The organism is Staphylococcus sp. SUC_1.2 (assembly GCF_026222585.1).
In genome coordinates, this window is record NZ_JANJPM010000025.1 from 1 (window position 1) to 12,683 (window position 12,683).

Annotated in this window: 14 protein-coding genes and 1 pseudogene; all 15 read right to left on the reverse strand. The window is 30.0% G+C overall.

All coding sequences use genetic code 11. The annotated features are described in order from the left end of the window. On the reverse strand, window positions 1-567 hold a 567-nt coding region (locus NR218_RS09160), incomplete at its 3' end, for a type II secretion system F family protein (RefSeq protein WP_265848492.1). Next, window positions 539-1,513 (reverse strand): competence type IV pilus ATPase ComGA, encoded by a 975-nt coding sequence (comGA, locus tag NR218_RS09165; RefSeq protein ID WP_011275668.1) that lies wholly within the window; start codon window positions 1,511-1,513, stop codon window positions 539-541. The genes NR218_RS09160 and comGA, both read right to left, overlap by 29 nt. A gap of 51 nt (window positions 1,514-1,564) precedes the next feature. Beyond that, window positions 1,565-2,191, reverse strand: a complete 627-nt coding sequence (locus NR218_RS09170) for an MBL fold metallo-hydrolase (RefSeq protein ID WP_011275667.1) — start codon at window positions 2,189-2,191, stop codon at window positions 1,565-1,567. Window position 2,192: 1 nt separating this feature from the next. Further along, window positions 2,193-2,516 carry an MTH1187 family thiamine-binding protein gene (locus NR218_RS09175; RefSeq protein ID WP_011275666.1) on the reverse strand — a complete coding sequence of 108 codons (324 nt, stop codon included), beginning with the start codon at window positions 2,514-2,516 and terminating at the stop codon, window positions 2,193-2,195. Then, on the reverse strand, window positions 2,516-3,502 hold the full coding sequence (locus NR218_RS09180) for an ROK family glucokinase (protein WP_037558191.1): 987 nt from the start codon (window positions 3,500-3,502) through the stop codon (window positions 2,516-2,518). The genes NR218_RS09175 and NR218_RS09180 overlap by 1 nt, the downstream gene beginning before the upstream one ends. After that, entirely contained in the window at window positions 3,499-3,702 is a 204-nt protein-coding gene (locus NR218_RS09185; protein WP_011275664.1) for a YqgQ family protein, read from the reverse strand. Before NR218_RS09185 ends, NR218_RS09180 begins: the two co-directional genes overlap by 4 nt. Further along, window positions 3,686-5,143 (reverse strand): rhomboid family protein, encoded by a 1,458-nt coding sequence (locus NR218_RS09190; RefSeq protein WP_011275663.1) that lies wholly within the window; start codon window positions 5,141-5,143, stop codon window positions 3,686-3,688. Before NR218_RS09190 ends, NR218_RS09185 begins: the two co-directional genes overlap by 17 nt. A 15-nt stretch (window positions 5,144-5,158) precedes the next feature. Then, entirely contained in the window at window positions 5,159-5,695 is a 537-nt protein-coding gene (locus NR218_RS09195) for a 5-formyltetrahydrofolate cyclo-ligase (RefSeq protein ID WP_011275662.1), read from the reverse strand. A gap of 236 nt (window positions 5,696-5,931) precedes the next feature. Then, window positions 5,932-6,081, reverse strand: coding sequence for a 50S ribosomal protein L33 (gene rpmG / locus NR218_RS09200; protein ID WP_011275661.1), 150 nt, complete (start codon window positions 6,079-6,081; stop codon window positions 5,932-5,934). 116 nt (window positions 6,082-6,197) lie between these two features. Next, window positions 6,198-8,243, reverse strand: coding sequence for a peptidoglycan D,D-transpeptidase FtsI family protein (locus tag NR218_RS09205; RefSeq protein WP_011275660.1), 2,046 nt, complete (start codon window positions 8,241-8,243; stop codon window positions 6,198-6,200). A 127-nt stretch (window positions 8,244-8,370) separates the two neighbouring features. Further along, entirely contained in the window at window positions 8,371-8,970 is a 600-nt protein-coding gene (locus NR218_RS09210; protein ID WP_037558187.1) for a superoxide dismutase, read from the reverse strand. 455 nt (window positions 8,971-9,425) lie between these two features. After that, complete coding sequence (locus NR218_RS09215) at window positions 9,426-9,848, reverse strand: Fur family transcriptional regulator (RefSeq protein ID WP_011275658.1); 423 nt, start codon at window positions 9,846-9,848, stop codon at window positions 9,426-9,428. Continuing rightward, window positions 9,835-10,697 (reverse strand): annotated as a pseudogene (locus NR218_RS09220) (metal ABC transporter permease). The gene NR218_RS09215 and the pseudogene NR218_RS09220 overlap by 14 nt, the downstream one beginning before the upstream one ends. Before the next feature lie 62 nt (window positions 10,698-10,759). After that, window positions 10,760-11,536: a metal ABC transporter ATP-binding protein gene (locus NR218_RS09225; protein WP_011275656.1), complete on the reverse strand. Its 777-nt coding sequence runs from the start codon at window positions 11,534-11,536 to the stop codon at window positions 10,760-10,762. 248 nt (window positions 11,537-11,784) lie between these two features. Beyond that, on the reverse strand, window positions 11,785-12,675 hold the full coding sequence (locus NR218_RS09230) for a deoxyribonuclease IV (protein WP_011275655.1): 891 nt from the start codon (window positions 12,673-12,675) through the stop codon (window positions 11,785-11,787). Between the last annotated feature and the right edge of the window lie 8 nt (window positions 12,676-12,683).

A 12,683-nucleotide genomic window follows, 5' to 3' on the forward strand; every position in this document is an offset into this window, starting at 1 on the left:
TAAAATTACAAAGATTAAAATTAAAATAGTAATGAAAAAGATTAAAAAAGCGGGAAAAGAAGTAATCATTGAGGTTAAGAATTTCTGGTAAAATGATAAATTTACATCCATAGAAATGTATAGTTGTTCAAATTGTGGAATGACAGTATAGTTTAAAACTACTATCATACACATAAAAATACAGCATAATAAGAGTGGATATTGAACAGCTTTAATTACTTGCTGTTTTGCAGATAAATTTGTCTTTAAATATTTAATGGACTCCTCTAAAGCGTCTTCTAAATTACCATATTTTTGTGAAAAATAGATTTGAGTTGTAATTGAATTTGGATAACCTATCAAATTTAATACTTCATAACATGTTTCACCTGACTTAATAGATGCTATGATTTTATTTTTTAATTCTTTATCTCTGTATTTGAAATATAGGTTGATGAACTCAAAACTCTCTAAAAGTGTGAAGCCACTTTTTAATAAGTTTGACAGTGTTTCAAGTAAGTGAATCATTTGTGCACTCGTTAAATTCTTAGATGACAATTTAAAAATATTTACTTGCAGTATCTTCACAAATTGTTCCTTCTTTAGATAATAAATTTAATTGCTGTTGTAAATTATTAAAATTATGTGGCATTGTTTGTTCATGCTCGAAGAAAAATTGTATCTGCTTTTTATCTATTGTTTCACAAATTAAGCGACGCTCATTCTGAGTAGTCGTTATTAATCTTTGATTAGAAATGATATTGATCGATTGAGTTAATTCTTGAATTGAAATTCCCATCTCAAGTAATCGAAGTAATGCACCTCTACAATTAGTGGAATGCATAGTTGATAATACAAGATGTCCACTCAAACTAGCTTGAATTACACATTTAGCAACTTCTGCGTCTCTTATTTCACCTATTAAAATAATATCAGGATCACATCTTAATATAGCTTTAAATGAACTTACGTAGTCGATACCTGCTTTTTTATTAATTGATATTTGAGTAATTCCCTTTAGTAATTGCTCAACTGGGTTTTCGATAGTGATGACATTAAGATTTAATTCTTTATATGCATGTAGAACCATTTGATACATCAGAGTGCTTTTTCCGGATCCTGTGGGTCCAGTTAATAGAATTAATCCCTGTTTTTTATTTACTAAGTGTTTAAAATCGTTAAATTCTTTATATTCTTTTTTTGCTTGAAAATATTGAGGAATTATCCTAATTACACAACTTTCTATACCTAAAGACAAAGGTAATGTTGAAATCCGTAAATAAAAAGTAGATTTAGCTTGATAAGTATAACGACCACTTTGAGCGGATTGATGAGATGAAACGTCCAAACCTGATTTGAACTTCATAAATACTAATAATTTTTGATATACATCTAAGTTGAATATTTCATAAAGTTCAAGGTAATCATTAATTCTAAATTTAATATGAACTTCATCAACTGTAGGAATAAAATGTATGTCACTCGCATTTTTTGAAATAGCTTTATTAACTATCTCTCTGAATAATAGTTTCAAAAAAACACCTCCTACATATATAAACGTAAGAGGTGAAGAATTTACTTTATTTTATTGGCCATCTAAAAATGGATTTAATTGCTCATCATCTACTGTTGTATAAGGACCATGGCCAGGGAATAATGGTAAATCGCCTTCTAATTCAAATAATTTATCTTTAATAGAATCAACCAGTGTTTCATAATCACCGCGATATAAGTCAGTACGACCTATACCATTGTTAAATAACGTGTCACCGACTACAGCGAAATCCTCAAATACATACGTCAAACTTCCAGGAGAATGACCAGGAGTATGCAGTACATTGAATTCAAATCCTTCAATATTGTACTCACCTTCATCTAAATGGTTTGGTTTAACGTCACTAGTAATTAAAGGCATACCATATTGCTTAAACTTAGCAGAACCATTTTTATCAGGATCCTTTAGAAAACTAAACTCTTCTTTATTCATGTATAAAGGTACTTCATATTTATTAACGACATCGTCTAATGCACCAATATGATCAAAGTGCGCATGTGTTAATAAAATTGCTTTTAATGGTTTGTTAATTTGATTTAATTTTTTAAAAATCTTATCAGGTTCACCAGCTGGATCGATTAATATAACACTTTCTTCATTTTCAATAAAATATGCATTAGTATCTACCAATCCTAAAGTTAAGCTTGAGATTTTCATATTATTCTCCTTGATTATCGATATGTTTTTGAACTGATTTTAGTTTATCGTTCATTTTACGAGATTTATCGCGTCTATCATCTATACGTAAGTTTGTGCAAACTCTATCAATACCTTTATTAAACGGCAATTCATGGATTGCTTGTACTACTTCGAATAAGTCTTTTAAATCCCCTTCGATTAGAGTATTCATTGGAGTTAATTGATAATCAATTTTGCCTTCTTGTTTAAAACTTTCTAATTTCATTTGTATCTCTGCAATATATTTACTAACACTTGGTCCTTCAGTTCCAACTGGAATAATAACTACATCAACAATAGCCATTATTTAACACCACCCTTTTCTAATATATATGTTTTAATTAGCCCTGCTGCACCAGTTATTCCTGCATCATTACCTAGTTGAGCTTGAACAATTTCAGTATCTTTTTGAGCCGGAGTGAATGTTAAGTTGTGGTACTCAGTTTTTATATTTTCGATTAAAATCAAACCAGCTGTTGACATACCTCCACCTAAAACGATGTATTTGGGATTGCTTGTTGCGCTAATAATACTACATAAATAAGCGATGTGGTTTGCCACTTTTTCAGTAATAAAGATACAGAATTGATCACCTGCTTTAGCGGCATCAAATACGGCTTTAGCTGTAACTTTATTGTCTTTTATTAACGGTAATATTGATGATTTAAACGTTAATTTTGGATAATAAAAATTAACCAAATTAACGACACCAGTAGCTGAAGCAACAGTTTCTATACAACCTGATTTACCACAATTACAATTAAAGCGTTGATCAAAATCAGTTCTGATGTGACCTATTTCTGCTCCTGATCCATTATGGCCATGGACAAGTTCACCATTAGAGATAATACCTCCGCCTAAACCGGTACCTAATGTTATAGCAACTACATCGTCAGCACCTTGACCTGCACCTTTATGTTTTTCTCCTAATGCCGCTACATTAGCATCATTATCAACATACACAGGACAGTTAATAAATTCACTAAATATTTGTCGAACATTTACACTACCTGGCCAATGCAAATTAACTGCCCCATTAACAATGCCAGTTTCAAAATCAACAGGCCCTGGTACACCAATTCCAACGCCAATGACATCATCAATTTTTAATTGGTGAGTTGAAAGTGTTTCGTTAAATGAATCATAGATATTCTTTAATAATGTTTTACCCGTGTGGTCAGACGTATCTGTTTTAATAGACCATTTGTGTAGTTGTTCGAGTTCGCCATTGAATATTCCCAGTTTACAAGTTGTCCCACCAATATCTGCTGCTAAAATAATATTTTTCATTTATCCTCATTCCTTCTTTGGTTAATTAATAAAATACATTTTAGGTATTCATCTTTAGATAATAGTTCATAATGATATAATGATTTTATTTCTTGTAGCATCATTTCATACATGTCGTTTGGATTTTTAAAATAGATAATAAATCCATAACGCTTTAAAAGCTGTAATACATCATAGAAATTTTTAATTTCTCGATTCATTTGATTGATCCAACTCTTTTTTTAAATTTTTATAATCATTATCGTCAGAATTAATAGTTAAAGCTTTTTTTACATATTTGAGTGCTTTTTCATTATCATCAAGTGCTCTATTTGCAATTGCAAGTTCATAGTTCAAAAGACCAGAATTTGGATGGTTTTTTAAACCACGTTCCCAATCCGCCATGCCCTCTGCTCTAGAACTTGTAGCTGCAGTTATAAGCCCTTTTAAATAATACGTTCGATCGTCATCATAACCTTTGTCAATTGTATGGTTTACAATTGAACTTGCCTCTTTATAATTATAGTCTAATATAGCATCCTCAATTAATTTATCATAAATATTTTCTTCTTTAATAGTAAAAATTCTTACTTGTAATGCAACAAACAAAACAAGCAATATAATTAAGAAAATCCAAAATAAATTACGATTGTGTGTGAAATAATAACCAATTAAAGTGATTAAAACACCACCAATAAATCCTCCTAGATGAGCCATAATATTAATATTAGACATAAATAATGATAAAACAATTAGCACTAATAATGCGATTAACATTTGTCCAATTGTTTTTTTAGAATAGGTCTTACTTACAAACATCATTGCAAAAATTGAGCCTATTAGCCCGAAAATAGCTCCACTAGCACCTACAGATACAGTATGAAGATTAAATGATAGTGAAATAAAATTTCCGAGTAAACCAGAAATCACATAAATCCCTAACATTCTTAATGGGCCGACTATAGATTCGACTATCTTACCGAAAATAAATAATGACAGCATATTCATTAGAATGTGCTCAAAATTAAAGTGTAGAAACATGGATGTTATAAGACGATACCATTCGCCATGAACGACGTTAAAGTGTACTAATCCACCTAAATCTAACAATTTAACATCGGAAAAATGATTTAGATAAAGAATCATTATTAGCCATATTAAAACGTTAATTATGATTAACCCATATGTCATAGGTGTAAAACGCAACATATGTTTATCAATTGGATTTTGTGACAATACACGTCGCTTATAGTAATTTGATAGTTTGTTATCTTGTCTAAACATTAATTTAGTTAATATATTATTATGAATCAATTTATGTAAATCATTGTTATTTGAAATACACATGCTTTCTATTTTAATGGGACTAGAGTCAGCGGATTTGATATTATCAAATATTTGATCTGTGAAATAATAATATTTAACGCTTTTCAATTTAAAATTGAGGTCATCCTCATATTGTTGATAATTATCCAACATTTTAGCTTTATCAAACTGAATTTCTTGGTTCGAAGCGATATCTTTCCTAAATATCACTAGCTTGTTTTTCTTTTTATGTATAAGCCAAATTTCACTATCATTTTTATCAATATTTACAATGTGATAATTGTGATATTTTATAAAATAATAGATTGACTTCCAGAAGTATTTTTCTGTATCCATTAATTCCTCCAAAATTTAAGTATTGAAAATTATTAATTTTTCAACAGGTTGATCATGGGATTCGATTTCAAACTGTGTTAATTGTAGGTCATAAATTAAACTAATAGTATTGGCATTTGAATCACTTAAGAAGCGATCATAATATCCTCCACCATAACCTATTCGATAACCATCATCTCTAAAAGCAACTCCAGGAACAACAATTAAATCTAATTGATCAGTAATTTCAGTGTCATCATTAACATATAATAAGCCTTTTTCATCTTTTTCAAGACGGTTTAAAGATAATAGTTGTTTAAAATTCATTTCTTTTAATTTGTAGTTTGTATTAGGAACAAAGACTTTCTTACCATCAGATAACATCGTTTCGATGATGGGATAAGTATCTACTTCATGAGTCATAGATAAAACAATACCTATTCTTTTCGCATTTTTATATTCAGTATTATTGATTAATTGATTCTTCAACCATGCGTCTGCACGAAGTTTGTGTTCTTTATCTAATTGTTTCATTTGAGATAATATTTCTTTTCTAATCTCTTTTTTACTCATAACATCCCCACTCTCTAAACACTATATATATTATAACGTTATTAAAAGATGATGTCATTTAGATGAAATAAAAAAAGGAGCTAGACAGAATCCATTATGGATTCATAGTCTTGCCCCTGTAAGGATGACTTGAGCCGAAAAACGCAACTCTAGCGTTTAACTATCAAGTCGGCTACTGCAAATTAGCAATGTAGTCTTATAATATTATTTTTGAAACAAACTCTTTAGATGAGTTATTATTTAGTTTCACGGTGTAAAGTGTGTTTATTATCACGTGAACAATATTTTTTCATTTCAACACGTTCAGGATTAGTTCTTTTGTTTTTAGTAGAAATGTAGTTTCTATCTCCACATTCTGTACAAGCTAATGTTACATTTACGCGCATGTTAAATCCTCCTTACCTTTTCTAAATACGACTTTATTATCATACCACTTAGTACAATAATTGAAAAGTATTATTTTTTATACATTAATAATTTCAATCAATTAAAAGTGAATTGGTTACTTTTTATCATCAAAATAATAATTAATGACGTCTCTACCTAAATCTCCGCCATTTAACCATGGTGGTGGAACAGGTTGATTGGTGTAAACAATTGAAAATGATAGTTTAGGGTTATTGATTGGTGCATAACCTATATAAGTTGAATTAACTCTTGATTCACCATCTTGGAATACTTCGGCAGTACCAGTTTTCCCTGCAGAAGGTACTTTTGTTTTGTGGAAACTTGAATAGCCTGTTCCATCTTTTTCATTGAATGCCATTTCAAATCCTTTTTGTACTTCTTTAATTTCATCTTCTGAATTATTTACTTTGTTTAAGACATTGCCTTTAATTTTTTGTTTAACTGGACCTATGTCATCACTATTTGTAGCATCATGAATTGCTAATCCAATGTGTGGTTGAATTCTATAACCATCATTAGCTATTGTAGAAACGTACTGTGATAATTGAATTGGACTATATGTGTCATATTGACCAATTGATAAATCAAGATAATTGCCTGAATTGTTTGTTAATGGTTCAATTTGACCTATTGTTTCATTTGGCAAGTCAATACCTGTTTTAACTCCCAATCCGACTTGATTAAGCCCTTTTCTTAATTTCTGGCCAGCTTCACTTATATCTGTAGGTAAGCCCATTCCACTATAGTAAGGATCTCCGGCTAATTTAAGAGCAGTTTTAAACATATATACGTTTGAAGAGTGCATTAATGCTTCTTTATCATTAATTCTGACTTTATCATTTTTATTAAAGTATGAGCGCTTTGTTAATCCACCTTTAAAATGAAGTGGCTCATCTATCATTTCCTCGCCAACTTTAATCGCATTATTTTGATATCCAGCTAATAGGGTTCCACCTTTTACTGAAGAACCAACTGCAAATTGACCAGTAAAGTTCCCTAAATCATAATCTGTTAGCTTACCATTTTTATCGATTTGTTTTCCTGCCATAGCTAAAATATCGCCATTTTTAGGATTTTGCACTACAATAAGCGCGTTATCCATATCTTTAGCACCTTGACTGCGTAACGTCTTGATTTGATTTTCTAATAAAGATTCTACTTTCTTCTGTAAGTCTATATCAATTGTTAACTGTAAATCATCGCCTCTAGATCCAGGATTAATGACTTCAGAGTTTATGACTTTTCCAGATTTATCAGTAGTATATTTCATTTCTTTTTTCTTACCACGTAAAATATCTTCATATTGATACTCTAAATAGGATTTACCAACTCTATCATTTCGAGAATAACCTTTAGCTAAATATTGTTCGGTCAATTCTTTAGGAATACCTTCACTTGATGTAGATACACTACCAAATATACTTCTTAATGTATCACCATAAGGATAGCGTCGGTCCCAATCCATAGTTGTATTTACACCTGGAAGACTATCAAGTTGTTGTGACACTGCAGCATATTCTTTTTCACTTACATCCTCATTCTTAATTGTTTGCGGGTTCATGGTAGAACCAGCAGACATTTCACGATAAATTGCTAAAACTCGTAAGTCTTTTTTTGATAAACTATTAATTTGTTTGTCTCCAACCTTTTTATATAATTGTTTATCATATTGATCTTGGGTAATACTACCTTCATTTAACATTGAAGTTTCTTTTTTCATTAATTTGTCTACTTCATCTTGGTGTTTCTGAATCCAAAAATCTTGTTTATCTCTTTCAGTAATTTTGTCAGTTTTCATAGTAATGAGAGATGACAATTTTTTTGCAGTATCGAGCATATCTTTTTGACTTGTTTTCCTAGATCTTGTGTATGTAATCGTTAGTTTAGAAGCATTATCTACTAATACTTTTCCATTCCTATCAAGAATTCTTCCCCTAGGAACAGATTCATTTACAGTTATGTTTTCATCGTTTTTTACTAGTTGGCTGTATTGGGAGCCTTGCGCAATTTGTAAATATCCTAACCTTAAAACTATAATTCCAAATATAACTACAATAGCACCAAACACAAAACTTATTCGTTTATTCATTGTGTGCTTTATTTTTTCGTCATTAGACTTTTCCTTTAACCTTTTAAGCAAGATAACCTACCTCAATTATTAAACATGTTTACTCATAAATGATATATGAAAATCAAACATATTACCATCATTTTAATAAAAAAAGTGGCCTCTTATAGAGACCACATGTTAAATAGGAGATATAGAATTATTTTGTTGCATTGTATAATTCGTCAACTTTTTCCCAGTTAACAACATTCCAGAAAGCACTAATATAATCTGGACGTTTGTTTTGATATTTAAGGTAATATGCGTGTTCCCAAACATCTAAACCTAAGATAGGTGTTTTACCTTCCGTTAATGGGTTATCTTGGTTAGGTGTAGTAACAATTTCTAACTGACCATTGTTAACTACTAACCATGCCCAACCTGAACCGAAACGAGCTGCTGCTTTGTCAGCGAATTCTTTTTTGAATTCATCTAAAGAGCCCCATTGTTCTTTGATTTTATCAACAACAGTACCTTTTTCTTCAGAATTAGGAGTTAATAATTCCCAGAATAATGAGTGATTTAAGTGTCCGCCACCATTATTACGAACAGCTGTTTGAATATCTTCAGGTACACTATCTAAATTAGCAACAATTTCTTCAATTGATTTAGATTCAAGATCTGTTCCCTCAACTGCAGAATTTAATTTGGTAACATACGTGTTGTGGTGTTTGTCATGATGGATTTCCATAGTTTGTTTGTCAATGTGTGGTTCTAATGCATCTGCTGCATATGGTAAATTTGGTAATTCAAAAGCCATAATTAATCATCCTCCTAAAAATTCGTTACATTTATAATAACAAGTTATTAACTAAGCAACAAAATATTTGCTTGCAACTAATATTAATACGCTTATTATCATCTTACTTTTATAATATAACTCAAAATGATAACTTTTAAACATAATTACAGACTATAATTGGTTATTTTTAAATAATTCCTACTTTTGACCTATGTATATCAAATTTTTTTAATTACATTTAATTTTAAGATTGTTAAATTAAACTGGAGTATGAATTGTTTTCTATTTTGTAAATCTATTAAATTTTTAATGGAATTTCAGTCAACTGACTCAAAAAAACTGAGAAAGCTACAATTAACACTTTCTCAGTTTAGATTGCTAATATATATTTGCAATTTTGTCTTACAATAATTCATTTTTAAATTATTTAAGTATATTAGCAAAAACAATTGATATTTATAATTCATAAAATTTTATTTTGAGTTTTGTTTTTGACATTCTTCGCATACGCCATAAACTTCTAATTTATGGGTGTGAATATCTACATTAGGTAGATACACCTTTATTTGATCAATTGGGCAAAAATCAATGACTTTAGTATCACCACAATTTTCACAAATAAAGTGATGATGGTGATGATTCATACAAGCAATTCTAAATTTCATTTCACCATCTAATTCAGTACTCTCAATAATTTTTAAGTCTTTAAATAAATGTAAATTACGATAAATTGTATCGAAAGAGATACCTGGATAATCTTTGTCTAATTGTTGTTGAATATGTTTTGCATTAATGTATTTATCTTCTTTAACAAAAATATTAATCATATCTTCACGTTTCTTAGTATATTTCAAACCATTATCTTTTAAAATTTTAATTGCATCATTTGTATTCATAAGTTATTGCCCCTTTTTAAGTCTTACAATTGATTTTTGGAATAACATTGTAAGTCCTAATAATAAAACTAATAGTACTACAATAACACCACCTGGTGAAATATTCATATAAAATGCTAAAACAAGGCCCATTATAACTGAAAATTCGCCAATTATGACACTTAAAATGATTAATTGTTTGAAACCTTTAGTTATTCTCATTGCTATAGCAATGGGTAATGTTATTAATGCACTGACTAAAAGTATGCCAACCACTCTCATTGAAGCAGAAATTACCATAGCCACTATAACTATAAATAAAAATTGAATCCATTTAGGAATATTTATAACTCTACTATATTCTTCGTCAAATGAAAGTATAAATAATTCTTTATAAAATAAAGTAATAAATAAAACAACGACAATTGATATAACTACAACCGTTAATAAATCACTAAGGCTGACCGCACTTATGGAACCAAATAGTAAACCTACAATTTCTTGGTTAAATCCATCTGCAAGAGAAATAAAAATGGCACTTAGTGCAATCCCTGCGCTCATAATAATTGGTATGGCAATCTCTTGATAATTAGAATACGATGTTCTTAACTTTTCAATTAAAAGCGCACCTACGATAGCAAATAATATACCAAACCACATAGGATTAATAATAGCTAGTGCGGGTGACAAAGTTAGTATAAACATGCCAAATGAGATGCCGCCTAATGTAACATGGCTAAGCGCATCTGCAATCAAAGATAATCTTCTTACAACTATAAAAGCCCCAATTAAAGGTGCAATAAATCCAATTAAAATACCACTAAGTAATGAATATCTCATGAAGTCGAAATTTAATAACGCTTCAATCATAGATATCACCACTTACTTGTTTAATTAATACATTCATTTTGTTACTCCTAATATATTAAATTTTAAACTTCACAACATTCTCTATTATGTTGATGATCTACAAATTTAATGGGGTGACCATAAATTTTAGAAATTTCAACTTCGTCTAGTTTTTTGAAGTCCTCGGTTGATCCATGGAAATGTAAATGTTTATTTAAGCATGCTACTTTTGTTGCTGTATCAGCTACAACGCCAATGTCATGTGTTACTAATATAATCGTTATACCTTCATCTTTTAATTTTTCAAGCGTTTCATAAAATTCACTTACATGTTTTGCATCAATACCATTTGTAGGTTCATCTAAAACTAAGACAGAAGGATTGGAGATTAAAGCTCTCGCAATTAATACACGCTGTTGTTGTCCGCCGGAAAGTTCTGCAATATTTTTGTTGATAAGATGATTGATATTTAATCTTGTTAAAACTTTATCGACAAGTGCTTCATCTTTTTTATTAAATTTTTGAAATAACTTTTTAGTTTTAGTAAGACCACTAAGTACCACTTCTTTAACACTTGCTGGAAATCCAGCATTAAAAGCTGTAGCTTTTTGTGATACGTAACTTATCTTTAAAGCAGATTGATTTTGCTTTTTATATGATTTACCATCTATATATATTTCGCCCTTTTGCAACGGAAGCAACCCTAATATGATTTTTAGTAAAGTAGACTTACCTGCTCCATTGGGACCCACAATTGCTAAAAATTCACCTTTATTTATGTGTATATTAATATTTTCTAAAACTTGTTTATTATCAAATTGATAATCGATATTTTTTAATTCAAAAACAGGTTGATTCATTATTTCACCTCGTTTAATACTATACAATTAAGTTTGGAAGTTGTAAATAGTAATGTTTACGACTTGATTTGAAAGATAATAAAATGGAGCGATACAGAATTATTGTAAAATTCAATGTATCACTCCTGTGAAAATTATTAAGTCTGTGAAAAGTTAAGGTCTAACGCTTCTTAAGGTTATACAGCTATTGCTTTATTTCATCATAGCCCTAAATATTAATAGTTGATTCAGCTTCCAATTAATAGTAATTATTGTTGAAGAATTTTATCTTTTAATTCTGAATCAAATTGTTGTGCTTTTAACATCTCTATCTCAAATTTATAAGGTGGTTTTTTATTTTTTTTATCTTCACCAACATAGGGTGTTTCTAAAATTTTAGGAATATCTTTGAAAACATCATGGTGTACTACATAATTTAATGCGTCAAATCCAATGTGACCGAATCCAATATTTTCATGTCTATCTTTATGAGCACCTTGCTCATTTTTACTATCATTAACATGAACCACTTTTATTCGATCTAAGCCAATAATTTTATCAAATTCATTTAATACACCATCAAAATCCTCTTTAATGTTATATCCAGCATCATGAGTGTGACATGTATCGAAACAGATTGATAATCGATCATTATGTGTGACGCCATCAATGATCTGAGCAATTTCTTCGAACGTGCGTCCTACTTCAGATCCTTTTCCAGCCATAGTTTCTAGAGCGATACGCACATCATTATCATGAGTTAAAACTTCATTCAAACCTTTAATAATCTGTTGAATACCTTTATCAGCACCAGCGCCCACATGTGAACCAGGATGTAGAACAATATCTTTAGCACCTAAAGCTTGTGTTCGTTCAATTTCATTTTGAAGGAAATCTACCCCTAATTGAAAGACTTCCGGTTTTGTAGTGTTAGCGATGTTTATAATATATGGAGCATGGACGACTAAATTAGATAAACCATATTTATCCATGGCCTCATGTCCTTTTTCGATATTTAAATCCTCTATGCTCTTTCTTCTTGTGTTTTGAGGTGCGCCAGTATAAATCATAAATGTAGACTCACCAAATTTGTGTGCTTCTTCTGCAGAACCTTCTAACATCTTTTTACCACTCATGGAAACATGTGACCCAAGTAACATTGCTTTCA